24 protein-coding genes are annotated in these 24,753 nt (G+C 73.6%); 20 read left to right on the top strand and 4 right to left on the bottom strand.

The genetic code is table 11. The features are described 5' to 3' along the window. Window positions 1–213: 213 nt before the first annotated feature. Complete coding sequence (locus tag HD595_RS01735; protein ID WP_253765205.1) at window positions 214–1,158, bottom strand: hypothetical protein; 945 nt, start codon at window positions 1,156–1,158, stop codon at window positions 214–216. Window positions 1,159–1,249: 91 nt separating this feature from the next. On the opposite strand from HD595_RS01735, the gene HD595_RS01730 reads away from it, so the two are divergent. After that, window positions 1,250–1,873 carry a MerR family transcriptional regulator gene (locus HD595_RS01730; protein ID WP_253765204.1) on the top strand — a complete coding sequence of 208 codons (624 nt, stop codon included), beginning with the start codon at window positions 1,250–1,252 and terminating at the stop codon, window positions 1,871–1,873. Between the two features lie 85 nt (window positions 1,874–1,958). Here the strand turns inward: HD595_RS01730 and HD595_RS01725 are convergent, their stop codons facing one another. Beyond that, on the bottom strand, window positions 1,959–2,588 hold the full coding sequence (locus HD595_RS01725) for a TIGR03085 family metal-binding protein (protein WP_253765202.1): 630 nt from the start codon (window positions 2,586–2,588) through the stop codon (window positions 1,959–1,961). Between the two features lie 118 nt (window positions 2,589–2,706). Between HD595_RS01725 and HD595_RS01720 the strand changes: the two genes are divergently transcribed. Then, a complete protein-coding gene (locus HD595_RS01720; RefSeq protein WP_253781011.1) occupies window positions 2,707–4,575 on the top strand; it encodes an ABC transporter ATP-binding protein in 1,869 nt (622 codons plus the stop codon). Continuing rightward, a complete protein-coding gene (locus HD595_RS01715) occupies window positions 4,572–6,359 on the top strand; it encodes an ABC transporter ATP-binding protein (protein ID WP_253765201.1) in 1,788 nt (595 codons plus the stop codon). Before HD595_RS01720 ends, HD595_RS01715 begins: the two co-directional genes overlap by 4 nt. An 80-nt stretch (window positions 6,360–6,439) precedes the next feature. Here the strand turns inward: HD595_RS01715 and HD595_RS01710 are convergent, their stop codons facing one another. Both HD595_RS01710 and HD595_RS01705 read right to left on the bottom strand, forming a co-directional pair. Then, complete coding sequence (locus HD595_RS01710; RefSeq protein WP_253765199.1) at window positions 6,440–6,835, bottom strand: ATP-binding protein; 396 nt, start codon at window positions 6,833–6,835, stop codon at window positions 6,440–6,442. Continuing rightward, window positions 6,822–7,655, bottom strand: coding sequence for an MEDS domain-containing protein (locus HD595_RS01705; protein ID WP_253765198.1), 834 nt, complete (start codon window positions 7,653–7,655; stop codon window positions 6,822–6,824). The genes HD595_RS01710 and HD595_RS01705 overlap by 14 nt, the downstream gene beginning before the upstream one ends. Before the next feature lie 185 nt (window positions 7,656–7,840). Here HD595_RS01705 and HD595_RS01700 point away from each other — a divergent pair, with 185 nt between their 5' ends. From HD595_RS01700 to HD595_RS01620, 17 genes are all read left to right on the top strand, one after another. Next, a complete protein-coding gene (locus HD595_RS01700) occupies window positions 7,841–8,176 on the top strand; it encodes an STAS domain-containing protein (protein WP_175588650.1) in 336 nt (111 codons plus the stop codon). A 50-nt stretch (window positions 8,177–8,226) separates the two neighbouring features. After that, a complete protein-coding gene (gene hisI, locus HD595_RS01695; RefSeq protein ID WP_175588649.1) occupies window positions 8,227–8,577 on the top strand; it encodes a phosphoribosyl-AMP cyclohydrolase in 351 nt (116 codons plus the stop codon). After that, on the top strand, window positions 8,574–9,203 hold the full coding sequence (locus HD595_RS01690; RefSeq protein WP_253765196.1) for a Trp biosynthesis-associated membrane protein: 630 nt from the start codon (window positions 8,574–8,576) through the stop codon (window positions 9,201–9,203). The genes hisI and HD595_RS01690 overlap by 4 nt, the downstream gene beginning before the upstream one ends. A gap of 177 nt (window positions 9,204–9,380) precedes the next feature. Beyond that, window positions 9,381–10,010, top strand: a complete 630-nt coding sequence (locus tag HD595_RS01685) for a DUF4190 domain-containing protein (protein WP_253765195.1) — start codon at window positions 9,381–9,383, stop codon at window positions 10,008–10,010. 182 nt (window positions 10,011–10,192) lie between these two features. Next, a complete protein-coding gene (locus tag HD595_RS01680; RefSeq protein WP_253765193.1) occupies window positions 10,193–10,741 on the top strand; it encodes a CD225/dispanin family protein in 549 nt (182 codons plus the stop codon). Window positions 10,742–10,746: 5 nt separating this feature from the next. After that, window positions 10,747–11,172: a DUF2752 domain-containing protein gene (locus HD595_RS01675; RefSeq protein ID WP_253765191.1), complete on the top strand. Its 426-nt coding sequence runs from the start codon at window positions 10,747–10,749 to the stop codon at window positions 11,170–11,172. A 119-nt stretch (window positions 11,173–11,291) separates the two neighbouring features. Next, window positions 11,292–12,137, top strand: a complete 846-nt coding sequence (gene trpC, locus HD595_RS01670; protein WP_253765189.1) for an indole-3-glycerol phosphate synthase TrpC — start codon at window positions 11,292–11,294, stop codon at window positions 12,135–12,137. A 32-nt stretch (window positions 12,138–12,169) separates the two neighbouring features. After that, on the top strand, window positions 12,170–13,375 hold the full coding sequence (gene trpB, locus HD595_RS01665) for a tryptophan synthase subunit beta (protein WP_253781010.1): 1,206 nt from the start codon (window positions 12,170–12,172) through the stop codon (window positions 13,373–13,375). A 281-nt stretch (window positions 13,376–13,656) separates the two neighbouring features. Continuing rightward, window positions 13,657–14,457, top strand: coding sequence for a tryptophan synthase subunit alpha (trpA, locus tag HD595_RS01660; RefSeq protein ID WP_253765186.1), 801 nt, complete (start codon window positions 13,657–13,659; stop codon window positions 14,455–14,457). Window positions 14,458–14,617: 160 nt separating this feature from the next. Next, window positions 14,618–18,535, top strand: a complete 3,918-nt coding sequence (locus HD595_RS01655) for an endo-alpha-N-acetylgalactosaminidase family protein (RefSeq protein ID WP_253765185.1) — start codon at window positions 14,618–14,620, stop codon at window positions 18,533–18,535. A gap of 183 nt (window positions 18,536–18,718) precedes the next feature. Further along, window positions 18,719–19,312, top strand: coding sequence for a MauE/DoxX family redox-associated membrane protein (locus HD595_RS01650; protein ID WP_253765184.1), 594 nt, complete (start codon window positions 18,719–18,721; stop codon window positions 19,310–19,312). Between the two features lie 14 nt (window positions 19,313–19,326). Further along, window positions 19,327–20,064 carry a DsbA family protein gene (locus tag HD595_RS01645; RefSeq protein WP_253765181.1) on the top strand — a complete coding sequence of 246 codons (738 nt, stop codon included), beginning with the start codon at window positions 19,327–19,329 and terminating at the stop codon, window positions 20,062–20,064. Between the two features lie 25 nt (window positions 20,065–20,089). Continuing rightward, on the top strand, window positions 20,090–21,211 hold the full coding sequence (gene lgt / locus HD595_RS01640; RefSeq protein WP_253765180.1) for a prolipoprotein diacylglyceryl transferase: 1,122 nt from the start codon (window positions 20,090–20,092) through the stop codon (window positions 21,209–21,211). Beyond that, complete coding sequence (locus HD595_RS01635; RefSeq protein WP_253765177.1) at window positions 21,208–21,912, top strand: VIT1/CCC1 transporter family protein; 705 nt, start codon at window positions 21,208–21,210, stop codon at window positions 21,910–21,912. Before lgt ends, HD595_RS01635 begins: the two co-directional genes overlap by 4 nt. Then, complete coding sequence (locus HD595_RS01630) at window positions 21,909–22,724, top strand: hypothetical protein (protein WP_253765176.1); 816 nt, start codon at window positions 21,909–21,911, stop codon at window positions 22,722–22,724. The genes HD595_RS01635 and HD595_RS01630 overlap by 4 nt, the downstream gene beginning before the upstream one ends. A gap of 49 nt (window positions 22,725–22,773) precedes the next feature. Next, the gene (locus HD595_RS01625; RefSeq protein ID WP_253765174.1) at window positions 22,774–23,370 is read left to right on the top strand and encodes a hypothetical protein; all 597 of its coding nucleotides are present in this window, start codon (window positions 22,774–22,776) and stop codon (window positions 23,368–23,370) included. A gap of 302 nt (window positions 23,371–23,672) precedes the next feature. Next, the gene (locus HD595_RS01620) at window positions 23,673–24,632 is read left to right on the top strand and encodes an IS481 family transposase (RefSeq protein WP_253765173.1); all 960 of its coding nucleotides are present in this window, start codon (window positions 23,673–23,675) and stop codon (window positions 24,630–24,632) included. The last annotated feature ends 121 nt before the right edge of the window (window positions 24,633–24,753 follow it).

The raw sequence follows: 24,753 nt of genomic DNA, 5'->3' as shown, positions 1-24,753 counted from the left end.
CCCCGCCGGTGACGGCGGGGCCGGACGACGTGCGGCGGGTGGTCGTGTGACCTGGGGCGAACAAGGCGGCGGGTCATCGGACGGTTTCCGCGAGGGCGGTTTCCGTGAGGGCGGCTTCCGCGAGGGCGGTTTCCCTGAGGGCGGTTTCTGCGAGGGTGGTTTCTGCGAGCGGGGGGCCGGCTGTGCCGGGGCCTCCGTCAGGGCGGCGGCAGGTTACCGGGCGGCCTCCGCGGGAGCGGGGACGGCCAGGGCGACCTGCCTCGGGGCGCGGGCGCGGAAGGACCACGCCACGCCACCGAGCGCCAGCACGGCCAGGATGCCCGCCGCGGCCAGGGTGAGCCCGTCGGGGTGGACCAGCGACTGCCCGCGCTCCGCCTGCCACAGGACCAGCCCGAACACGCCCGCGTAGACGACGCCGGCGGTGACCGTCAGGCCCTGCCGTACGCGCACGGGGGCGAGGGCGGGGAAGCGGCGGGACAGGGCCGCGAGGGCGAGCGGCAGCAGCGGCAGGAGCTGGAGGGCGTGCATGCCGACGAAGTGCGGCACGCGCAGGTCGCCGGCGACGGTGCTCCAGCCGAGCAGCGGCAGGCCGGGCCCGCCGTCGGCGGCGGCGACGGTGTGGGCCCCGATGACGCCGCCGTCGACGCTCTGGCCGGGTCGCGGGCCGAGCATGAGGCCGCCGCTCGCGAGCCCCAGGGTCGAGATCGCCAGCCCGAACCGGACCGCCCAGGTGGAGGGCCCGTCGGCCTGCCGGTCGAGCAGCACGGCGACGGCGGCGACGACGTTCGCCACCATCAGCCCGATGATCATCATGCCCATGACGCCGAAGAGGACCGCGTCGAACGGCGTGGCGGCGTTGAAGTGGCTGCGGTGGGCGCGGGCGGCCTGGAAGGTGATGACGGCGACCTCGGCGACCCCCGCCACGGCGAGGACGGTGCCGGCGATGCGGCCCCAGCGGCGCTCGCGGCGCTGTAACGACAGCAGCCAGGCCCAGGTGAAGGAGTAGACCGCGACGGACATCGCGAACTTGAGCGGCTTGGCCCAGACGGGCATGCCGTCGAGCGTGCGGTCGTCCAGGACGAGCGCCACGGCGGTCACCACGGCGAGGGCGGACATGAGCCCCGTCGAGACCATCAGCGGCCGGTGCCAGCGCGACATGGCGCCTCCTTTGGATAGCGGATAGTGCTACTTACTACTATCTATAGCTAAACTCTCCACTGTCCACAAGAGGGGAGCCACAAAGGTGCGCATGGCCGAGCTGAGCACGGACACGGGAGTGCCCGTCCCGACGATCAAGTACTACCTGCGGGAGGGCCTGCTGCCTCCGGGCCGGCCGGTGGGCCGCAACCAGGCCGAGTACGGCCCCGCGCACGTCCGGCGGCTCAAGCTGGTCCGTGCGCTGGCCGAGTACGGCGGCCTGAGCATCGCCGCCATCGGCGAGCTGGTGCGCTACCTGGACGACCCGGAGGTCAGCGACAACAACCTGCTCGGGCTCGGTCAGCTCATGGTCACCGGCCGCCAGGAGCCGCAGCCCGGGCCGCACGTGGAGCGGGCGCGGCGGGCGCTCGACGAGCTGTGCGCCCGCCGGGGCTGGAAGGACATGAGCGAGCACCCCGCGTACGCCACGCTGGTGGGGGTGATGGCGAGCCTGGAGGACCTCGGCCACGAGGCCATGCTCGCGTCGCTGCCCGACTACGCGGCGGCCGCCGAGCTGATCGCCGAGGCCGACATGAGGGTCGTCGGCGAGCTGGGCGACCGGGAGCGGACGCTGGAGGTGGTGGTGCTCGGCACGCTGATGGGCGACACGCTGCTCACGGCGCTGCGCCGCCTCGCCCAGGCGAACGTCGCGCTGCGCCGCTACGGCGAGGACTGACCCGCTACGGCGAGGACTGACCCGCGCGCCCCCTGGCGGGGCGGCGGCGGATCAGATGCCGAGGTGGGCGCGCTTCAGGCGGGAGTCAGATGCCGAGGTGGGCGTTCTTGAGGCGGGAGATCGCCTCGGGGTCGCCCGTCAGCTCCACCCGCGCGTGCTCCTGCCGCCCGAAGCAGAACAGCAGCAGTTCCGGCGCCGGCCCGGTGACCTCCACCTTGGGGCCGATCCGCGGGCCGCCGAGCGCCACGCCGCCGCCCGTCCGGTGCAGCACCACGCCCACCGGCGAGCGGCGCAGCATCAGCCGCCCGCCGGCCGACACGCGCTTCCACATGAGCCGGTCGAGGTCCTCGGGCATGGTGCGCGGCTCCCAGCTGGGCTGGGCCCGGCGCACGTCCTCGTGGTGGACGAACATCTCCAGCGTGTTGACCGCGTCGTCCAGGAACGGCACCAGCCCGTAGACGCCGCCCGGCCTGCGCACCAGACCGACCAGCTCCGGGTACGGGTGGCGGGCCTTCAGCGACTCCTGGACCGCGGCGGTGTGGCCGGCCAGCGGCTTGAGCGCGATGCCCGCCGCCGCGTCCGGCCGCCGCTCGCGCAGCACGAGGTGGGCGGCCAGGTCGTAGGTGGTCCACCCGTCGCAGAGGGTCGGGGCGTCGGGGCCCAGACGGTCCAGCAGGTCGCACAGGGCCGCGCGTTCGCCACGAGCGTGAGTCACGCCCCCAACCTTACCCGCGGGGAATAACGTGATGATCGGGAGTGATTGGGTGTTACGGGCAAATCTGTCGCGACGGAAGGAAACCAATCGAGTGGCCAGCAAGGTGACCTCGGCCGTCATGCGTCAGGGACTGCGCGTCCTCGGGGTGGCGATCCGCGCGGAGAAGGCGGTGTTCGCCTCGGCCGTCCTGGCCAGCGCCCTGTACGGAGGCATGACCGTGGGCTCCGCCTGGGCCCTGGGCTGGGCCACCGAGCACGTCGTGCTGCCCGCCTTCTCCACCGGCTCCGCGACCGCCGGCGCCCTCTGGACCGGCGTGCTGCTGATCATGGGTGCGGCGCTGCTCAAGTCGATCGGCGTGGCCGGCCGGCGCATCCTGGCCGGGCTCATGCAGTACCGCATGCAGGCCCGCTCCCGCCGTGAGGTGACCAAGCAGTACCTTCGGCTGCCGCTGGCCTGGCACCACCGGCACCCGACCGGGCAGCTCCTGTCGAACGCCAGCTCCGACGCCGAGGCCGCCTGGGCGCCGCTCGCGCCGCTGCCCATGGCCGTGGGCGTCGTCGTCATGCTCCTCACCGCGGCCGTCGCGATGGTCCTCACCGACCCGGCGCTCGCCGCCGTGGGCTTCCTGATCTTCCCGGCCATCGCCGTGCTCAACCTCGTCTACCAGCGCCGCCTCAGCCCGCTGGCCACCCGCGCCCAGCAACTGCGCGCCGAGGTCAGCGAGATCGCGCACGAGAGCTTCGACGGCGCGCTCGTCGTCAAGACCCTCGGCAGGGAGGAGCTGGAGACCGACCGGTTCCGGCGGCGCGCCGAGGAGCTGCGCGACGCCAACATCGCCGTCGGCCGGGTGCGCGGCCTGTTCGACCCCATGCTGGAGGCGCTGCCCACGCTGGGCGTCCTCGCCGTGCTCGGCGTCGGCGCCGCGCGGCTCGCGTCCGGCTCCATCACCCCCGGCGACCTCGTGCAGGTCGCCTACCTGTTCACCCTGCTCTCCTTCCCCATCAGGGCGCTGGGCTGGGTGCTCGCCGAGCTGCCGCGCAGCGTGGTCGGCTGGGAGCGGGTGCGGGCCGTGCTGGAGGCCAGCGGCTCCATGGAGTACGGCAGCGCCGCCCCGCCCGCGACCTCGGACCCGGCCCGGCTGGAGGCGTCGGGCGTGTCCTACTCCTACGGCACCGGCCCGGAGGCCGCCGCCGTGGTCCACGACGTCTCCTTCGCGGTGGAGCCGGGACGCACCGTCGCCCTGGTCGGGCCCACCGGCTCCGGCAAGTCGACGCTGGTGCAGCTCCTCGTCCGGTTGGTGGACCCGGCGGACGGGCGCGTGCTGCTCGACGGCGTGGACCTGCGCGAGCTGCCGTACGGCGCCGTGGCCGAGTCGGTCGCGCTGGTGCCGCAGCAGACGTTCCTGTTCGACGACACCGTGCGCGGCAACATCGCGCTCGGCCTGTCCGTCAGCGACGAGGACGTGTGGGCGGCGCTGCGCCTGGCGCAGGCCGACGGGTTCGTGGCCCGCCTGGAGTCCGGCCTGGACACGCGGGTGGGGGAGCGGGGCGCGACCCTGTCGGGCGGCCAGCGGCAGCGGCTCGCGCTGGCCCGCGCGGTCGCCCGCCGGCCGCGCCTGCTCATCCTCGACGACGCCACCTCCAGCGTGGACCCGCAGGTCGAGGCGCGCATCCTGCACGGGCTGCGGGACGCGGCCGCCGCCTCCAGCGTGGTGGTGGTCGCGTACCGGATGGCCACGATCGCCCTGGCCGACGAGGTCGTCTACCTCGACCGGGGCCGCGTGGTGGACCACGGGACGCACGACGAGCTGCTCGCGCGCTGCGAGGGCTACCGCAACCTCGTCACCGCCTACGAGCGCGAGGAAGCCGAGCGCGCCGCCCTGACGGCCGAGGAGGAAGAGGCCGCCGCCGCGGGGCGGGCGGCCGGCCGGGAAGCAGCCGAGCGGGCCGCCGTCGCGGCCGCCGAGGAAGAGGGGATCAACGCGTGAGCGACGTCCGGGGGATCGGCGCCAGCGCCGAACGCTCCGCGCTGGCCACCATCCGCCGCGGGCTGTCCCTGACGCCCGAGTTCCGCAAGGGGCTCGCCGGGACGCTCGCCCTCGCGGTGGTGGCCACGGCAGGCAAGGTCATCGTGCCGATCGCGGTGCAGCAGACCATCGACACGGGCCTGAAGGACTCCTCGGCCGACGTCGGGTACGTCACGCGCGCCGTCCTGCTGTGCGCGGCGGCCGTCGTGCTGACCGCCCTGGCCGGCTACGTCATGAACGTGCGCCTGTACAAGGCGACCGAGTCGTCCCTGGCCACCCTGCGCGTGCGCGGCTTCCGCCACGTCCACGACCTGTCGGTGCTCACCCAGAACACCGAGCGGCGCGGCGCGCTGGTCTCCCGCGTCACCAACGACGTGGACCAGATCAGCACGTTCATGCAGTGGGGCGGGCTGATGATCATCGTCTCGCTCGGCCAGGTCCTCGTGGCCAGCGTGCTCATGCTCTTCTACTCCTGGCAGCTCACGCTGCTGGTGTGGGCGTGCTTCCTGCCGCTGATGATCGCCCTGCCGCGCTTCCAGCGGTGGCTGTCGGGCGCGTACACCTCGGTCCGCGAGCGCACCGGCGACATGCTCGCCGCCGTCAGCGAGTCCGTCGTCGGCGCCGCCGTCATCCGCGCGTACGCGGCCGAGCGGCGCACCGCCGAGCGCGTCGACAAGGCCGTGGACGCCAACAAGGCGGCCCAGACCCGGGCGCAGACCATCGTCGGCTTCGTCTTCCCGCTGACCGAGATCGTCGCCGCCCTCGCCATCTCCGGGATCGTGCTGCTCGGCGTCCGGCTCGGCCTGTCCGGCGACATCACGGCCGGGCGGCTGGTGGCGTTCCTGTTCCTCGTGACGCTGTTCGTCTCCCCGCTGCAGACCGCCACCGAGGTGCTCAACGAGGCCCAGAACGCGGTGGCCGGCTGGCGGCGCGTCCTCGGCGTGCTCGACACGCCGGCCGACGTCGCGGACCCGGGCGCCGACGGCGTGGAGCTGCCCCGCGGCCCCATCTCCGTCGCCTTCGAGGGCGTCCACTTCGCCTACCCCGGCGGCCCGCCCGTGCTGCGCGAGGTGACGGCCGTGATCCCGCCGCGCTCCCGCGTGGCCGTGGTGGGGGAGACCGGGTCCGGCAAGACGACCTTCGCCAAGCTGCTCACCCGGCTCATGGACCCCGTTTCGGGTCGCGTCACCATCGACGGGCACGACCTGCGCGGCGTGCGCTTCTCCTCGCTGCGCGAGCGCATCGTCATGGTGCCGCAGGACGGCTTCCTGTTCGACGGCACGCTGGAGGACAACATCCGCTACGGCCGCCCTGACGCCACCCGCGAGGAGATCGAGCTGGCCATGACCGAGCTGGGCCTGGCCGACTGGGTGGACGGCCTGCCCGCCGGGCTCGCCACGCCCGTCGGGCAGCGCGGCGAGTCGCTGTCGGCCGGCGAGCGGCAGCTCGTCGCCCTGGCCCGCGCCTACCTCGCCGACCCCGACCTGCTGCTGCTCGACGAGGCCACCTCCGCCGTGGACCCGGCCACCGAGGTGCGCCTGGCCCGGGCGCTGGAGGGCGTCACGCGCGGCCGCACGGCCATCTCCATCGCGCACCGCCTCTCGACGGCGGAGAACGCCGACGAGGTGCTGGTGTTCGACGGCGGCCGGCTGGTGCAGCGCGGCCCGCACGACGAGCTCGTCCGGCAGGAGGACGGCGTCTACGCCGCCCTGCACGCCTCCTGGGTCTCCGCCGCCCGCTCCTGACCCGGCGAGCGGGCGCGGGCCCGACCCGCGCGGTCTCGGCCCGCGAGATCTCGGCCCGCGCAGTCTCGGCCCGCGCGGTCTCAGCCCGTGCAGGTGGAGAACGTCACGCTGGTCCCGGCGGGCGTGGAGACGATGGTGACGTGGTCGCAGAGCAGCCGGGTCAGCCACAGCCCCCGCCCGCCCGTGTCGTAGCGCGACGGCGTCCGCTCCGACCCCATCCACCCCGGCGGCAGGCCCGGCCCCTCGTCGGTCACCTCGCACCACAGCCGGCCCTCCAGCGACCACAGCCGCAGCCGGCCGCCGCCACCGCCGTGCAGCACCGCGTTCGTGGTGATCTCGTTCACCGCCAGCACGAAGTCCTCCAGCCGGCGCCCCGCCAGCCCCTCCGCCGCCGCGAACTCCGTCACCGCGCGCCGCACCACGGTGATGCGGCCCCGCGCGAAGCCGCACACCAGCGCCGGCCTACCCACCGTCACCCCGGCGGACCGTCAGCAGCGCGTCGGCCCGCACCAGCCGCAGCACCCGCGCCACGGCCTCCCCGCACACCACGACCGTCGGACGGCCCTGCCGGGCCAGCGCCGTCGCCGAGAGGAGCTGCGCCGACCCGGCGTCGATGAACCCCAGCGCCGTCAGGTCGACGACCACCTCGCCGGGCTCGCGCTCCAGCGGCGCCAGCACCGAGGCCAGCGCCTGCCGGTTGGTCAGGTCCACGTCTCCCGACAGCCGCAGGCCCGGCGGCCGGGACGTCGCGGCGTAGCGCAGCGCCGCCCGTTCCGGCGCGATCGGGTGGACCGACGCCGCCCGCTCCACCGCCTCGCCGGAGAACAGCCGCAGGTCGTACTGGCACACCGACGCCAGCCGCCGCTCGCCGAACAGCGGGTTGGACACCGCCTCGCACGTCGTCTGCCGCGCCGGGTCGCCGGCTCCCCACGCCGCGTCCACCAGCGCGTACAGGCCCGCGTGGCCGTCCTGCCCGGCCCGCTCGACCGCGGCGCTCAGCCCCTTGAGCACCCGGCCCGGGTCCGGCCGGCCGGCGGTCAGGGTGGTCGCGCCGGCCGGCCGGATCACGACCCGGCCCTCCGCCTCCGCCCGCGCCAGACCCGGCACGGCCGGGGCCAGCCAGGCCCTGGTCTCCTCGGGCGTGCGGGCGCAGGTGACGATGAGCACCCGGGCCCCGCGCCGCAGGCCGTTCGCGGTGAACAGCCGGGTCGCCGCGATCCGCTCGCCCTCGCCCGCGAACGGCAGGCACACGTGGTCACCCAGCTCCGGGTCCAGGACGGACCCCGCGACGTCCATCACGACCCTCCCGGCTGCGTCCGCCGCGCCGCTCCTCGGGCGGGCGCCGACGACGACCGTACCCGGCCAGGCGCGATCACGTAGTGCATTCTTCAACGAACTCAGGGTGACCGGCCGTCGAACCAGGTACGGTGCTGAACACGGGACCGGCCCGCGGGGCCGGAGGGCGTCATGGGGAGCAGGGCGTGGACGTGCTGCGGATGACGCGGCGCAGGCACGGCGACCTGACGGTCGTCAGCCTCGCCGGTGAGGTGGACGTCGACAACTCGGGCCGGATGCGCACCTGCCTCGACGAGTCGGCCAGGGCGCGCGGCTCCCGGCTGGTCGTCGACCTGAGCGGGGTGACGTTCATCGACACGACCGGGCTCGGGGTGCTCGTGCGGGTCCGCGCCGACCTGCGCGAGCGTGAGGGGAGCATCGCCCTCGTCGCGCCCGGCGGCCAGGTGCTGCGCCGGCTGCGCCGCACCAACCTCGCGCCGCTGTTCCCCATCTACGCCACGCTCTCCCAGGCTCTGGCCTGACCGGGCGCTCCGATGCGGGGGGCGGTCGGCGCGGCTGGTTGAATGGCGGCATGTCCCTCGACCCGAAGGTCGCCGAGCGGCTCAAGCGCAACGGCGACGGGCTGGTGCCCGCGATCGTCCAGCAGCACGACACGGGCGAGGTCCTCATGCTCGCCTGGATGGACGACGAGGCGTTGCACCGCACGCTCACCACCGGCAGGGCGACGTACTGGTCGCGCAGCCGTTCCGAGTACTGGGTGAAGGGCGCGACCTCGGGCAACGTCCAGCACGTCAAGGCCGTGTCGCTCGACTGCGACGGCGACACGCTGCTGGTGCAGGTCGACCAGGTGGGCGCCGCCTGCCACACGGGCGACCGCACCTGCTTCGACGCCGCCCCGCTGGAGGTGTCGGCCGCGCCATGACCGGGCCGCACGACGAGCACGCCACGACCGGCCCGCGCGGAGCGGGCGGGCGCGGTCGCGAGCTGTGGACGTGGGTGGGCCTGACGGCGCTCGGCTGCGCCCTGGTGCTGTTCGCCGCGACGCGCGCGTGGATCACCGTGCGCGCCGGGCACCCCGCGGGCGTGCCGGGCGGCGTGGGAGCCGACCCGGCGGCGCCGACGGGCGGCGAGCTGGCCCCCGTGCTGACGCCCCTCGCGCTGGCGGGTCTGGCGGGCGTGGTGGCGGCGCTGGCCTCGAAGGGGTTCGCCCGCCGCGTGGTGGGGGCGCTGCTGACCCTGTGCGGCCTGGGCGCCGGGCTCGCCACCTGGCTGGCGGTCGCCGGTGACGGCCCCGCGGGCTGGCTGCGCGAGCACGACGCGCTGCGCGGCCTTGGCAAGTTCTCCTGGGACGTCGTGGCGGCCTGGCCCGCGCTGGCGGGGCTCGGCGCGGCGCTGATGGTCGCGGGCGGGGTGTTCGCCGCCGTGCGCGGCCCGCGGTGGGCGGGCATGTCCGACCGCTACGAGCGCGCCCCGGCGGCGGGCCGCGCCGAGACGGCCGGCGACCGCGCCCTGTGGGACGCCCTCGACCGGGGCGACGACCCGACCTGACGCCTCCCCGGCGTTGGCGGGGTTTCGTGGTGGAACGGCCCGTACTGGGGCGTCTGTCCTGGTCGCGGCTGTCGCGTGGAGGTTACAACTCGCCCTCGGTGCTCCCGGGCCACCGGACCGCTGTTCCTTTTGTCAATAAGCTGCCCCTGCAACGGGCCACGACGACGGAGGAGCGACATGGGGTACGGGGACCAGAGCGGCAGCGGCGGCTACGGCGCGCAGCCCCCTGGGGGAGGGTACGGCCAGCAGCCCCCGAGCCAGGGCGGCTACGGCCAGCAGTCGCCCAACGGCGGCTACGGCGGTCAGCCGGGGAGCGGCGGTTACGGTTACGGCCAGCCCGGCTCGGGCGCGCAGGGCTACGGGCAGCAGGGCTACGGGCAACAGGGATACGGGCAGCCGGGCTCGGGGCCGCAGGGGTACGGCCAGCAGGGCTACAGCCAGCCGAACCACGGCCAGCAGGCGTACGCCCAGCAGGGCTACGGCCAGGCGTACGGTCAGGCCCCATACGGCGGGTACGGCCCCCCGCAGCAGCGCAGCACCAACGGCCTGGCGGTCACCTCGCTCGTCCTCGGCATCGTCGGCCTGGTGTTCTGCGGCCTGACCAGCATCCCGGGCGCGATCGTCGGCCACATCGCGATGAGCCGCATCAAGCGCACCGGCGAGGACGGCCAGGGCATGGCCATGGGCGGCCTGGTCACCTCCTACATCACGATCGTGCTCTGGCTGGTCCTGTGGCTGTTCTTCGGCGGCATGTGGCTGGCCCTCATCGGCGTCACCACGGCCGCCGGCACCTCGGGCTCGTACTGACGACCCGGGGGGTGCTTCTTGACCGTTTTGTCGCCGTCCGGTGAAGTCCGCCGGTTGGTCACGGAGACTTCCGGTCTGATCACAAATTGTCCGCAAAGTGGACGTATTTCCACGTCCCAGGTGGTTTCTCGCTAGGCTGCCGCGCGCAACTCGCCAGAGATGGACACATGAGGAGTCACAGCATGAGCTACGGGAACCAGGGCGACGGCGGGTACGGCGCCCAGCCTCCTGGCGGCGGCTACGGCCAGCAGCCGCCGAGTGGTGGCGGCTACGGTCAGCAGCCGCCGAGCGGCGGTGGTTACGGTCAGCAGCCCCCGAGCGGTGGCGGTTACGGCCAGCAGCCCCCCAGCGGTGGCGGCTACGGTCAGCAGCCCCCGAGCGGTGGCGGCTACGGCGGCGGCTACGGCCAGCAGCCCCCCGGCGGCGGTTACGGCCAGCCCGGCGGCTACGGCGCCCCGCAGACCCCGCCGGACAACCACCTGGTCGCCGCGATCCTGACGACGCTCTTCTGCTGCCTCCCCCTGGGCATCGTGTCGATCGTGAAGTCGTCGCAGGTCAACTCCAAGTGGCAGGTCGGCGACTACCAGGGTGCGGTGCAGGCGTCCGAGGAGGCCAAGACCTGGTGGAAGCGTTCGCTGATCGCCGGCATCATCTGGTGGGTCCTCGTGATCATCGGCTACGTGCTGCTGTTCGTGATCGTGGCGGCCAACGCCCCGAGCTCGACGTACTGATGGGTATGGCGGACATCGGGCGGCGCGGCTCCGACCGGCTGCGGTCGGTGCTCGCGCCGCTCGGCGTCGCCGCCGCCGCGGGCGTGGTCTTCGCGGTGGTGGGCACGATCGACCCCAACGAACCGGGGCACTACCCGACGTGCCCGTTCCTGTGGGCCACCGGCCTGTACTGCCCCGGCTGCGGCACGCTGCGCACCATCCACGCGCTGGCCCACCTCGACCCGGCCGCCGCGCTGGGCCTCAACCCGCTCGCCGTGGCGATGATCCCGTTCCTGGTGTTCTGGTGGGGACGCTGGCTGGTGCGCGCCCTGCAGGGCCGCCCGCGCCGGACGAGCCTGGCCCACCCGGCGTGGCTGTGGGCGTTCCTCGCGCTCGTCCTCGTGTACTGGGTCGTCCGTAACCTGCCCTTCGGGGCATTCCTCGCGCCCTAGCCGGGGCCGGTGGCGGAGCGACGCCGCCGGGGCCGATACCATCGCAGGGACAGGCCGGGAGCGGACGCGACGCGAACTTCCTGCCATCCCCTGCTGCCGACCGGAGGGATCCCAAGCGCGTGAGTGAGCGGACGGAAGGACCGAGCGTCCTCGACGACATCCTCGACGGGGTGCGTGCCGACCTCGCCGCACGCCAGCAGGCCGTGTCGCTCGACGACCTCAAGCGGCGGGCCGAGCGGGCTCCCGCCCCCCGCGACGCGCTCGCGGCGCTGGGCGGCGACCGGGTCTCGGTGATCGCCGAGGTCAAGCGCTCCAGCCCCTCCAAGGGCGCGCTCGCCGCGATCGCCGACCCCGCGGCGCTGGCCGCCGACTACGAGGAGGGCGGCGCCCACGTCATCAGCGTGCTCACCGAGCGCCGCAAGTTCGGCGGCAGCCTCGACGACCTCGCCTCGGTCCGCGCCCGGGTCGACATCCCGATCCTGCGCAAGGACTTCATCCTCACCTCCTACCAGCTGTGGGAGGCCCGCGCCCACGGCGCCGACCTGGCGCTGCTCATGGTCGTCTGCCTGGAGCAGGAGGCGCTGGTCTCGCTGATCGAGCGGGCCACCTCCATCGGGCTCACCCCGCTGGTCGAGGTCCACACCGAGGAGGAGCTCGACCGGGCCCTGGCCGCGGGCGCCCGCGTCATCGGGGTCAACGCGCGCAACCTGAAGACACTCGAGGTCGACCGGGATGTCTTCGCCAAGATCGCGCCGAAGATCCCGGATAATGTCATCAAGATCGCGGAGTCGGGGGTGCGCGGGCCGCACGACCTGCTCGCCTACGCCCGCGCCGGGGCCGACGCGGTGCTGGTGGGCGAGAGCCTGGTCACCGGCAAGGACCCGCGCAGGGCGGTCGAGGCGCTGGTGACCGCCGGCGCCCACCCGGCCACGCGCCCCGACCACGGAGCAGAGGGACAGCAGTGACACACGAAGGCTCCATCCTGACCGCCGCCGACCTGGCCGGCAACGGCGTCCACGGCGACGATCCCGACCGGCACGGCAAGTTCGGGATCTTCGGCGGGCGCTACGTGCCCGAGGCGCTGATCCCGGCGCTCGACGAGGTGGCCTCGGTCTACGAGAAGGCCAAGAACGACGCGCAGTTCCTGCGCGAGTTCGACCACCTGCTGCGCACCTACGCGGGACGGCCCACCACGCTGACCGACGTGCCGCGCTTCAGCGAGCAGGCCGGCGGCGCGCGGATCGTCCTCAAGCGCGAGGACCTCACCCACACCGGCGCCCACAAGATCAACAACGTGATCGGCCAGGCGCTGCTGACCAAGCGGCTCGGCAAGAAGCGCGTCATCGCCGAGACCGGCGCCGGCCAGCACGGCGTGGCCACCGCCACCGCGGCGGCCCTGCTCGGCCTGGAGTGCGTCATCTACATGGGCGCGGTCGACTGCGAGCGCCAGGCGCTCAACGTGGCCCGCATGAAGCTGCTCGGCGCCACCGTGGTGCCCGTCCACAACGGCTCGCGCACGCTGAAGGACGCGATCAACGAGGCGTTCCGCGACTGGGTGACCAACGTCGACACCACCCACTACCTGTTCGGCACCGTGGCCGGGCCGCACCCGTTCCCCGAGATCGTGCGCGACTTCGCGCGGATCATCGGCGTCGAGGCGCGCCGCCAGATGCTGGAGCTGACCGGCCGGCTGCCCGACGCGGTCTGCGCCGCCGTCGGCGGCGGCAGCAACGCGATCGGCATCTTCCACGCCTTCATCGACGACCGCGACGTCCAGCTCCACGGCTACGAGGCCGCCGGCCGCGGCCTCGACAGCGGCGAGCACGCGCTCACCCTCACCGCCGGCTCCGTCGGCGTGCTGCACGGCTCGCGCACCTACGTGCTGCAGGACGACGAGGGCCAGACCATCGAGTCCCACTCGATCTCGGCCGGGCTCGACTACCCGGGCGTCGGCCCCGAGCACGCCTGGCTGAAGGACACCGGCCGCGCCACCTACCACGGCGTCACCGACGACCAGGCGATGGCCGCCTTCTCGCTGCTGGCCAGGACCGAGGGCATCATCCCGGCCATCGAGTCCTCCCACGCGCTCGCCGGCGCGCTGGAGCTCGGCCGCGAGCTCGGGCCCGAGGCGACGATCCTGGTCAACCTGTCCGGTCGCGGTGACAAGGACATGGGCACGGCCATGAAGTACTTCAACCTCTGACACCAAGGCCCTCCGACGCCGGGTCCTCCGACACCGGGGCCCTCCGACACCGGGCCCTTCGTCGCCCAGGCCCTTCGACGCCGGGCCTGCTGATGACGCCGGGCCCTGCGACGCCGGGGCCCTCCCTCGCCGGGGACCGCGTGACGGCCCCGGCGGGCGGCCCGGCCCCGGGCCCGGGCGCACGCGTCGGCGGCGGCCCGATGACGGCACGACGGGCCCGATGACGGCATGATGGGAAGGGCGGCGGCGAAGAGGCCACCGACCACCGAGAACGGACGATCATGACTACTCTTCAGACGGTGTTCGCCAAGGCGAAGGCGGACAACCGGGCCGCGCTGGTCGGCTACCTTCCCGCGGGCTTCCCGTCCAAGGACGGCGCCATCGCCGCCGCGGCCGCCCTCGTCGAGGCCGGTTGCGACGTCATCGAGATCGGCCTGCCCTACTCCGACCCGCTCATGGACGGCCCGACCATCCAGGACGCCGTCCACCGGTCGCTGATCAACGGCACCCGCATCGCCGACGTCATGCGCACCGTCGAAGGCGTGGCCGCCACCGGCGCGGCGACGCTCGTCATGACGTACTGGAACCCGATCGACCGCTACGGCGCCGAGCGTTTCGCCCGCGACCTGGCCAATGCCGGCGGCGTCGGCACGATCACGCCCGACCTGACGCCCGAGGAGTCGGGCACCTGGCGCGAGGCGTCGGCCGCGGCGGGCATCGACACGGTGTTCCTCGTGGCGCCCAGCTCCACCGAGGAGCGCATCCAGGCGGTCGCCGAGTGCTGCACCGGGTTCGTCTACGCAGCCTCGCTCATGGGCGTCACCGGGGCCAGGGAGTCGGTCAACGTCGCCGCCGAGGGGCTGGTCAAGCGCACGCGCGCGCACACCGACCTGCCGGTGTGCGTCGGGCTCGGCGTCGGCACGGGCGCGCAGGCCGCCGAGGTCGCCGGGTACGCCGACGGCGTCATCGTGGGGTCGGCGTTCATCCGCCGCATGCTCGACGCGCCGGACGAGGCCGCGGGCCGCGCCTCGATCGCCGAGCTGGCCCGCGAGATGGCGCAGGGCGTCCGCTCCCGCGGTTGACGTCCTTCTTCAGAATCGGCACGCCCGGGCTCCCTCGCGGACCCGGGCATGTGTCTTTTCGGTGCTGTGTTTCGGTGCTGATAAGGATGCGTATTGACGCGTATGTGTTGCGAGATGTCAGTTTCGCGGAGAGAGTCGGAGTTCCCGACGAAGGACACGTATGCGCCGTCCCGCCGCGCTCGCAGCCTCCCTCGCGTTATCCCTGCTGACTCCGTTCGCCCCCGCGCCCTCCGTCCGCATGCCGCCCGCCGCGGCGACCCCGCCGCCGTCCACGACGACACCCCCGCCTGACCCCACCCCGGCGCCGCCGTCCTACGACCTGGCCTCGCCGGACCCGCTGCCCACCGGCGCCCCCGCCCCCACGCCCACCGCGCAGGCCATCGCCCCCAAGGCCGCCGCCGTGGCCGAGCCCCTCACGATCTCCTCCGACCGGCTCACGGTCGATCTCGACCCCGCCTTCCCCCGGATCCTGCGCTACACCGACCGCGCCACCGGGGCCACGCTCGGCGGCAGCACCGGCGTGCCCGCCGTCGTCCTCAACGACCGGCCGTACGAGGTGACCGTCCGGCCGGCCGGGCGCGACGCCGCGAGCGCCCGCTACCGCCTCGCCTTCCCCGCCCTGCCCGGCGTGAGCCTGGAGACGAGCGTCCGCGTGCGCGGCCGGGTGACGACGTTCGCCGTGGACGAGGTCGCCGACACCGCCGCCTTCCGCGTCAACACGATCGACCTGCCCGGCCACGACCTCGTCTCCGTGGCGAGCGACGAGCCCGGCGCGGCCACCGCGTTCACCCGGCTCGACCCCAACTCCACCCGCACCGCCGACGTCTTCGCCGCCGTCACGGAGCGGACCGCGCCCGACCCCGCGCCGGTCGGCGCCACGTACGCGATCGTGAACACCGCCCGGCTGGCCGCAGCCGTCGAGTCGAACTCCACCTACGACCGCCCGGCCGGCCCCACCGACAAGGACGCCGCCCGCTTCTGGCACCAGGCCAGGACGCAGCCCGGCGGCACGGTCAGGGTGGGCGTGTGGAGCGGCCAGTGGACCCACCGGGCCACCGGCTCCCCGTTCACCGAGGAACGCCCCTGGGCCAAGGTCGTCGTCACCCCCGACGCCAACGGCGACGGCGCCCTCGACTGGCAGGACGGCGCGCTCGCCTTCCACGAGATCGGCGTCAAGGCGCCCGGCGCGGACGCCACCAAGGACCGCGTCGTCACCCACATCCCGTTCAACTTCTCCAGCCAGGCCACCCACCCGTTCCTGCGCACCCTGGATGACGTCAAGCGCGTCTCGCTGGCCACCGACGGCCTCGGCCAGCTCGCCATCCTCAAGGGCTACCAGTCGGAGGGCCACGACTCGGCGCACCCCGACTACGGCGGCCACCACAACGAGCGCGCCGGCGGCCTGGCCGACCTCAACACGCTGCTGAGGACGGGCCGGCGGTGGAACGCCACCTTCGGCGCCCACGTCAACGCCACCGAGGCATATCCCGAGGCGCACGCCTTCAACAAGCAGCTCGCCGACCCCAAGGCCAAGGGCTGGGACTGGCTCGACCAGGCGTACCTGATCGACCAGCGCGGCGACCTCACCCGGGGCACGCTCGCCGCGCGGCTCAGGCGGCTGCGCGAGGAGACCGACCCCAACCTCGCGCTGCTGTACGTGGACGTGTTCCGGCCGTTCGGCTGGGTCGCCGACCGCACCGGCCGCGAACTGGCCGCGCGGGGCTTCCAGGTCGCCACCGAGTGGTCGGACAAGCTCGAACGCACCTCCCTGTGGGCGCACTGGGCGAACGACCTCAACTACGGCGGCGCCACCAACAAGGGACTCAACTCGCAGATCATCCGGTTCATCCGCAACGGCGAGAAGGACGTCTGGAACACCCACCCCATCCTGGGCAACGCCCGGATCGTCGAGTTCGAGGGCTGGACCGCGGAGAACGACTACACCGCGTTCTCCCGCAACATCTGGCAGCACAACCTGCCCGCCAAGTTCCTGCAGCGCCACCGCATCCTCGACTGGAACGCCGACGAGATCGTCTTCTCCGACGGCGTGCGCGGCACCTCCTCCGGAGGCACGCGGCGCATCTACGCCGGCGGCCACCTCGTCCTCGACGGGGCCGCGTACCTGCTGCCGTGGGACGGCCGCCTCTACCACTACAACGCCGCCGGCGGCGAGACCACCTGGGACGCCGACCGGCCGCTGACCGTCTACCGGCTCACCGACCAGGGACGGGTGCGGACCGGCGTCGTCACCCCGGTCGGCGGCCGGATCACGCTGCGCGCCGAGGCCGGCGTGGCCTACGTCCTCTACCCCGGCGCCGCGCCCGCCCCGCCCGACCCGCGTTGGGGCGAGGGGAGCGGCGTGCGCGACCCCGGTTTCAACGACGACCGGCTGCGCGGCTGGACGGCCACCGGGTCCGTCGGCGTCGAGACCAACGCGCTCGGCCACCGCGTCGCCCTGCTCGGCGACGGCGCCCCGGCGAGCCTCGAACAGCGGCTGACGGGGCTGCGGCCCGGCCGGCCGTACACCGTGTCGGCCGCCGTCGAGGTCGAGCCCGGCCGCGCCCGCGAGACCACGCTGGAGGTGCGCGCCCCTGGCCTGCGCGAGAGCGTTACGCTCACCCGCTCCACGGCCAGGAACTACATCGCCTCCGACGAGAAGCACGACACGTTCTTCCAGCGGGTGCCCGTGCGGTTCACGCCGCGGGGCTCCGAGGTGACGTTCAGGATCGCCGCCGCGGGCGGGACCGGGCGGGTGCGCGTGGACGACGTGCGGCTCATGCGGAGCGCCGCGCCGGAGACGGTGGGCGCCTTCGAGTCGCCGGAGCCGGGCTGGGAGCCGTTCGTCAAGGGCGACGCCGGAGGGGCCTTCGACGCGCGCACCCATCTGGCCGAGCGGCACGAGCCGTACACGCAGGCCGGCTGGAACGGCAAGGCCGTCGACGACGTCATCGAGGGGCGGTTCTCGCTCAAGGCGCACGAGGAGCGGCGCGGCCTGGTCTACCGCACGGTCCCCTGGACGGCGCGGTTCACGCCGGGGCACGCCTACGAGGTGTCGTTCCGGTACCAGAGCAGCCTGGCCGGCGCGTACACCTGGGTGACCGGCTACGACAAGGGCGGCGACACCGTCGAGACGCGCGGCACGCCGCTGCCGGAGCGGCGGACGACCACCCGGTTCGCCGAGCGGGTGGTCGCGGGCTGCGGCGAGGTGTGGGTGGGGCTGCGCTCCCTCCAGGCCGAGCAGGAGGGGGCCGACCTCGTCCTCGACGACTTCGCCGTCCGGGACCTGGGGGAGTCGCCCGAGGCCCAGGCGTGCGCGTCGCTGACGGTCGCGCCCGCGTCGCCGGTGTTCGAACAGGGGGTGGCGGGGGACGTGGGCGTGACCTTCGTCAACCGGGAGGACGTGCCGGCCGTGGACGTCCTGGTGACGCCGGCCGTACCGGACGGGTGGACCGTCGGGGGAGGCGGCGGCCCGGCCACGGTGGAGCCGGGCGGCACGTGGAAGACCTCCTGGAAGGTGACGCCGCCGGCCGGCGCGCCGTACGGGGTGTACGAGATCGGGGCGACCGCCTCCTACACCGCCGCCGGGAACCCCAGGACTGTCGCGGCGGCGGCGTCCGTACGCACCCTCCCGCCGCCGCCCTCCGGCGACGCCTGGGCGAGCGACCTGGAGTGGGTGAGCGCCGACAACGGCTGGGGACCGGCCGAGCGCGACCGCGCCAACGGCGACTCGGCGCCCGGCGACGGCCCGCCCCTGACGATCGGCGGCCAGGTGTTCGCCAAGGGCCTCGGCACGCACGCGCCCGCCCGCGTCCGCTACTTCCTCGGCGGCTCGTGCACGGCGTTCACGGCCGCCGTGGGCGTGGACGACTCGCAGGGCGCCCGGGGCTCGGTGCGGTTCACGGTGCTGGCCGACGGCGTGGTGAAGGCGGCCAGCGGGGTGCTGCGGGCGGCCGACGCGCCGTACGAGCTGACGGCGGACCTCGGCGGCGCCCGATATGCCGAACTTGTCGTGGATGACGGCGGAGACGGCGTGGGAAACGACCACGCCGACTGGGGAGGCGCCCGTTTCCGCTGCTAGCCTGGTCTCGCCCGGGAGGTCGTGAAACGCCAGGCGGGGCAGCCTCTCCCGCCTTAACCGACGCTTATCGGATCCGTGATCGGATGGTCTCCGGGTAATTGTGCGCATCCCAGCGCGGAGACAAGGAGAAGGCCCGTGATCGCGTCGTCTGCGTCACTGCCCGCGAGATCAGCGATACCCTTGGTGACGACAGTCGCTCGGCTCGTGCTGGGCGGGGTGCTGATCGCGGCCGGCTGGCTCAAGATCGGCAACCCGTCCGACAGTGTCGTGGCGGTCAAGGCATACCAGCTGCTGCCCGACTCGGTCGCCACGACCGTGGGCTACGGCCTGCCGATCATCGAGATCGTGGTCGGCGTGCTGCTGGTGGTCGGCCTGATGACGAGGGTCGCCGGGGTGATCGCGGGGCTGCTGATGCTGGCCTTCGTGTTCGGCATCGGCTGGGCGTGGGCCCACGGCCTGCGCATCGACTGCGGCTGCTTCGGCGGCGGCGGCGAGCTGGGCGTCGGGCAGGAGCCGTCGTACCTGCTCGACATCCTGCGTGACTTCGGCCTCGTGCTGCTCGGCGTCTGGACCGTCCGCTTCGCGCCGGGCGCCTTCGCGCTCGACTCGGCGCTCGGCCTGGCCGGCGACGCGGGGAGCGACAGGACGGTGGCCGGCGACCATCACGACGGCGACCATCACGACGGTGACGAGCACGACGGCCGCGAGCGCGGCGACGAAGCGGGCGGCGACGACGCGCGCGGCGACGACGCGGGCGACCAGGGGACACGGGCATGAGCAAGGGGGAGCGGATGAAGACCGCACGGGAGAAGATCAAGCAGCAGCAGGCCGCCGAGCGCCAGCGCGAGCAGCGCAGGCGCGTCGTGACCTACGCGGCCGTGGGCGTCGTCGCGCTGGCCGCCATCGGCGGCGGCTGGCTGTACGCGGCGAGCAGGTCGCAGTCGGAGGAGGCGGCCGCCGGCAACCAGGCCCCGGTCACCGTGCAGCCCGACGGCTCGGTGGTGATGGCCAGGGCCGGCGTGGACAAGCCCGTCCTCGACGTCTACGAGGACTTCCAGTGCCCCGCCTGCAAGCAGCTCGAGACCGTCAGCGGGCAGACGTTCAAGAACCTCGCCGCCGAGGGCAAGGCCAAGGTGGTCTACCACCCGATCTCGATCTTCCAGCGGGAGCCCACCCGCGGCAACTCCCTGCGGGCCGGCGCCGCCGCCCGCTGCGTCGCCGACGGCCGGCAGTGGCTGGCCTTCCACGACCTGCTCTACAAGAACCAGCCGTCCGAGACCGTCGAGGGCTTCAAGACCAACGATCTGGTCACCTGGGGCAAGGAGGCCGGCGTCACCTCGCCCGACTTCGAGCAGTGCGTCACCTCGCAGAAGCACGCCCAGGCACAGCTCTCCTACGCCGACAAGGTCATCAAGGCGCAGAAGATCGAGGGCACGCCCACCGTGAAGCTGAACGGCGTGGCTCTGGAGGGCAATGTCGCCTTCACGCCTCAGCAGCTACGCGATCAGGTCACGAAGGCGGCCAAGTAGCCTGACGTCCGCTACCCTCACCGACATGCCCCTTGCCTCGATTCCCAGCCCTTCCCAGGGGGTCTGGTACCTCGGATTCATCCCGATCCGGGCCTACGCCCTGTGCATCGTCGCAGGCGTGATCTTCGCCGTCTGGCTGAGCGAGCGCCGCTGGCGCGCCCGCGGCGGCCAGAAGGGCACGATCATCGACATCGCCGTGCCCGCGGTGATCTTCGGCCTCATCGGCGGCCGGCTCTACCACGTCATCACCGACTGGCAGATGTACTTCGGCTCCCGGGCCATCAAGCCGGCCTACAAGGCGCTGTTCATCTGGGAGGGCGGCCTCGGCATCTGGGGCGCGATCGCCCTGGGCGGCGTGGGCGTGTGGATCGCCTGCCGCCGCCGCGGCCTGTCGCTGAGCGCCGTGGCCGACACGGTCGCCCCGGGCATCGCGTTCGCCCAGGCCATCGGGCGCTGGGGCAACTACTTCAACCAGGAGCTGTACGGCGGGCCGACCACGCTGCCGTGGGGGCTGGAGATCGACCAGCAGCACGGCGGGGAGCCGGGGGTGCTCTACCACCCGACGTTCCTGTACGAGTCGCTGTGGAACGTGGCCCTCGGGTTCCTGCTGCTGTTCGTGGGCAGCAGGTTCAGGCTGCGCCACGGGCGGCTGTTCGCGCTGTACGTGGCGGGCTACACCCTGGGGCGCTTCTGGATCGAGGGGCTGCGCATCGACCCGGTGGGCGGTGTGGACCACGCCGTGACGTTCCTGGGCATGCGCCTCAACCAGTGGACCGCCCTCGTGGTGTTCGTCGGCGCGGTCGTCTACTTCTTCGCGACCCGCAACAAGGACACCGTGGAGCACGTGGTCCCGCCGGGGGTCCAGCCCCTGGCCGAGGGCGACGGGGCGGTCGCCGACCCGGCCCACCCGGCCGACCAGGCCGACGAGGCGGAGACCTCCGGCGCGGCCCGTACGGAGCCGGACACGTCCGCCGAGCCCGGCGCGGAACCCATGGAACCCGCGGGGGCCGCGGAGGCCGAGGCGGGTCCGGAGCGTGCCGAGGCCGGCCCGGAGAGTACGGTGAAGGCGGAGGGCGAGCCCGAGGCGGAAGGGGCGGCCCGGGCGCCCGGTGAGCACGCCACGGCAGAGGAGAAGCACGCGCGATGACCGGACGCGCGGAGATCCACCACCGGCATCGCGACGTCACCGGCGGCTGGCTGCGGCCGTCGGTGTTCGGCGCGATGGACGGGCTGGTGTCCAACTTCGCGCTCATCGCCGGCGTCGCCGGCGGCACCTCCGACGCCAAGGTCGTGCTGCTGGCCGGCGGCGCGGGCCTGGCGGCGGGCGCGTTCTCCATGGCCGGCGGCGAGTACGTGTCGGTGGCCAGCCAGCGCGAGCTGGCCCTGGCCGAGATCGCCGTCGAGCGCCGCGAGCTGCAGCGCAACCCCGAGGACGAGCAGGCCGAGCTGGCCCAGGCCCTCGTCGACAAGGGCGTCCTGCCCGAGACCGCGGCCGAGGTGGCCGCCCAGATCTCCCGCGACCCCGAGCGCGCCCTGGAGGTGCACTCCCAGAACGAGCTCGGCGTCGACCCCCACTCCCTGCCCTCGCCCAGGGTGGCGGCCGTCTCGTCGTTCCTGGCGTTCGCGACCGGCGCGCTCCTGCCGCTCGTGCCCTACCTGTTCGGCGCCACGAGCCTGGTGCTGTCGGCCGTGGTGTCCTGCGTGTCGCTGTTCGCCGCGGGCGCCCTGGTGTCCACGGTGACGGCACGCAGCTGGTGGTTCTCCGGACTGCGCCAGCTCCTCGTGGGCGCCCTGGCCGCCGCGCTCACCTTCGCCCTGGGCAACCTGATCGGAGCGTCCGGCCTGTGACCACCACCAGGCAGGCGCCGCGCAAGCGGCGCCGTCCCCCGCGTTCGGACTGGCAGTTCCCGGTACTCACCGACCTGGGGATGGCGCCGAGCCGCCAGAAGCTCATCGTGATCGTCGCCACGGTCGCCGGCGTCGTCGCCCTGGCCTGCGGCCTCGTCTTCGCCATCGCCTCGCTCGGCGGCTTCACCCCCGACCGCGAGGCCGGCGGCACGGTCGGCGGCGACGCCGTGCTGCCCGCCACCTACACCGCCTGGTCCTCGCCGAAGCTGTTCGCGCCCGTCCTCGACCGGGCCAAAGACGCCAAGCCGCTCACCGACAAGGAGGTCTTCGCCCAGAAGACCCTCACCGGTGGCAAGAAGCTCACGCTCAAGCTCGCCGCCCGGCGGATCGACGCCGACTGCTCGGCCGCCGTGTGGGGCGAGGAACTGCGCGCCAAGGTGGCCGACGCCGGGTGCAACCAGGCCGCCCGCGGGCTCTACACCAGCTCCGACGGCCGCTACCTCGGCCAGTACACCCTGCTCAACCTGCGCGACGGCCAGGCCGCCACCGACCTCGTGGAGTCGCTGAAGCTCGGCTACCGGGGCGGCTGGGTGCAGGCGCTGCCCGCCGGCTCGGCCGCGTTCCCCCGGAGCGGCTACTCCGAGGGCGCCGGCTACGCCCTCGGCCACTACGTCGGGCTGGTGTGGCTGGGCAGGATCGACGGGGCGGAGCCGACCGCCCGGGACGACTTCGTGGGGCTCGCGCTGACGCTGCGCGGCGCCGAGAAGGCCGTCTACCGCCGGGTCGTCACGATCACGGGACCGAAGTCCTGATGCCGCCGGCCGACGCGACCCCTGGCACCATCACTGGAGTGGAGGCCTGATGCCGCGCCCTCTCATCGTCACGCTGGCGGCCGTGGCCGGGCTCGCGGTGGCCGCCGCCGGGGCGTGGTTCTGGCTCGGCGGCGACGAGCCCCGGCCGGCCACGCTCCGCAGCGAACGCACCTCCGCCCTCTACTCCCTCATCGACACCCGCCAGGCCGACTCCAAGCCGCTGACGGTCGACGAGGTCTTCTCCGCCGGCAACGCCACGCTGGGCACGCTGCGGCGGGTGTCGGCCGAGCAGCTCGACGGCTGCGACGAGGCGCTGTGGGGCGTCACGGCCGCCGGCTGCACCCAGGCGTTGCGGGCCGCGTACGAGGGGCCGGCGGGGGTGGCGGGTCAGTTCGTCATCTTCAACCTGGCCGACGGGCGCGCCGCCGACGCCCTGGTGACGGCGCTGGGCAAGGACGGGTTCGTCCGGCCGGCGGTGTCCCTCGACGCCGCCCACAGCCGGGCCACGGTACGCGCCATGGGACACTACGTCACGGTGAGCTGGGCGGGCACACCGGGCAAGAGCGGGACCGACCTGGTGCCGACGCTGATCGAGCTGGACAAGCTCGGCCAGGTGGTGCAGGCGCGGGTCGTCGCGGCCACCTGACGCCGGCTCCCGTACGCGGGCACCCACCGCGCCTGCCCGCCGCACCCATGCACACCGCCCACCTACCGCGCCCATTCACGGCGCCCATGCACACCGTCCACCTACCGCGCCCATTCACAGCGTCTACCCGCCGCGCCTAGACCCCGCCCCTACCCACAGCACCTACCTGCCCGGCTACCCGCCCGGGCCCGCCCGCGCTGGCTAGCTGTATTGACCACGAGCGTTGTTAACAGTGGGGTCTTGATCAAAGGAGAGGCCTCCGGTGTGGTGTAGGTGTCGAATCTTCACCGCGCGGAGGCCTCGTGTCCCACCGTAACGCCCGGCTGACCATTCATGGCCGGCGTCTGCTCGTTGAACGCGTCCTGTCCGGCAGGCCGGTCGCGCATGTGGCCGCTGAAATGGGCATCTCCCGGCCCACCGCCCACAAGTGGATACGTCGATGGCGCGAACAGGGCGAGGCGGGCCTGCACGACCGTCCCAGCCGGCCCCACACCACGCCGCACCGCACCCCCGCCCACATGGAGCGTCAGGTATGCCGGCTGCGTACCAGCCGTAAGCTCGGTCCGGCCCGTATCGGGCCCATCCTCGGGCTGGCGACCTCCACCGTGCATCGGATCCTCACCAGACATCGCCTGCACCGGCTGGCATGGCTGGACCGGCCCACTGGCCAGCTGATCCGCCGCTACGAACGCGATCGCCCCGGCGAGCTCGTGCACGTGGACGTCAAGAAGATCGGCCGCATCCCCGACGGCGGCGGCTGGCGCATCCACGGCCGCGACCAGCGCAGCCACCACCCCAGCCGCACCGTCGGCTACGACTACATCCACTCGGCCGTCGACGACCACACCCGCATCGCCTACAGCGAGATCCACCCTGACGAGAAGGCCACCACCTGCGCCGCCTTCCTACGCCGCGCCATCACCTACTTCGCCGGCCTGGGCATCCCCACGATCGAACGCGTGCTGACCGACAACGCCCTGGCCTACCGCCGCAGCACCACCTGGCGCCAAGCCCTGGCCGACATCGGAGCGACCGGCAAACGCACCCGCGCCTACCGGCCCCAGACCAACGGCAAGGTCGAACGCTTCAACCGCACCCTGCTGGAGGAGTGGGCCTACATCCGCCCGTACGCCAGCAACGACGAACGCACCGCCGCTCTGCAAGACTTCCTGCACACCTACAATCACCACCGCTGCCACACCGCTCTCGGAGGCCGACCCCCGATCACTCGCGTCAACAACGCTGCGGGTCAATACAGCTAGCGGCCGGTCTCGCGCCCGGCCGACGGCCCGCCGCAGGACGGCCGGTGTGCCGGGAGGCCGGAGGGCCGCCTGCGCGAGGAGTCGCCCTCACTGGCCGGCCGCCGGTCTCGCACCCTGCCAC

The organism is Nonomuraea roseoviolacea subsp. carminata (assembly GCF_024172185.1).
GTDB classification, from domain to species: domain Bacteria; phylum Actinomycetota; class Actinomycetes; order Streptosporangiales; family Streptosporangiaceae; genus Nonomuraea; species Nonomuraea roseoviolacea.
Note: the sequence above shows the minus strand (reverse complement) of the source record. Positions and strands in the feature narration are given on the sequence as shown.

Excerpts from the sequence above, each read along its gene's own strand:
- HD595_RS01680 (WP_253765193.1), top strand. The coding sequence starts at position 10,193 with ATGAGCTACGGGAACCAGGGCGACGGCGGGTACGGCGCCCAGCCTCCT.
- HD595_RS01730 (WP_253765204.1), top strand. The coding sequence starts at position 1,250 with ATGGCCGAGCTGAGCACGGACACGGGAGTGCCCGTCCCGACGATCAAG.
- HD595_RS01705 (WP_253765198.1), bottom strand. The coding sequence starts at position 7,655 with ATGGACGTCGCGGGGTCCGTCCTGGACCCGGAGCTGGGTGACCACGTG.
- HD595_RS01645 (WP_253765181.1), top strand. The coding sequence starts at position 19,327 with ATGAAGACCGCACGGGAGAAGATCAAGCAGCAGCAGGCCGCCGAGCGC.
- HD595_RS01735 (WP_253765205.1), bottom strand. The coding sequence starts at position 1,158 with ATGTCGCGCTGGCACCGGCCGCTGATGGTCTCGACGGGGCTCATGTCC.
- HD595_RS01685 (WP_253765195.1), top strand. The coding sequence starts at position 9,381 with ATGGGGTACGGGGACCAGAGCGGCAGCGGCGGCTACGGCGCGCAGCCC.
- HD595_RS01690 (WP_253765196.1), top strand. The coding sequence starts at position 8,574 with ATGACCGGGCCGCACGACGAGCACGCCACGACCGGCCCGCGCGGAGCG.
- hisI (WP_175588649.1), top strand. The coding sequence starts at position 8,227 with ATGTCCCTCGACCCGAAGGTCGCCGAGCGGCTCAAGCGCAACGGCGAC.
- HD595_RS01720 (WP_253781011.1), top strand. The coding sequence starts at position 2,707 with ATGCGTCAGGGACTGCGCGTCCTCGGGGTGGCGATCCGCGCGGAGAAG.
- trpA (WP_253765186.1), top strand. The coding sequence starts at position 13,657 with ATGACTACTCTTCAGACGGTGTTCGCCAAGGCGAAGGCGGACAACCGG.
- HD595_RS01635 (WP_253765177.1), top strand. The coding sequence starts at position 21,208 with ATGACCGGACGCGCGGAGATCCACCACCGGCATCGCGACGTCACCGGC.
- HD595_RS01655 (WP_253765185.1), top strand. The coding sequence starts at position 14,618 with ATGCGCCGTCCCGCCGCGCTCGCAGCCTCCCTCGCGTTATCCCTGCTG.
- HD595_RS01625 (WP_253765174.1), top strand. The coding sequence starts at position 22,774 with ATGCCGCGCCCTCTCATCGTCACGCTGGCGGCCGTGGCCGGGCTCGCG.
- lgt (WP_253765180.1), top strand. The coding sequence starts at position 20,090 with ATGCCCCTTGCCTCGATTCCCAGCCCTTCCCAGGGGGTCTGGTACCTC.
- HD595_RS01675 (WP_253765191.1), top strand. The coding sequence starts at position 10,747 with ATGGCGGACATCGGGCGGCGCGGCTCCGACCGGCTGCGGTCGGTGCTC.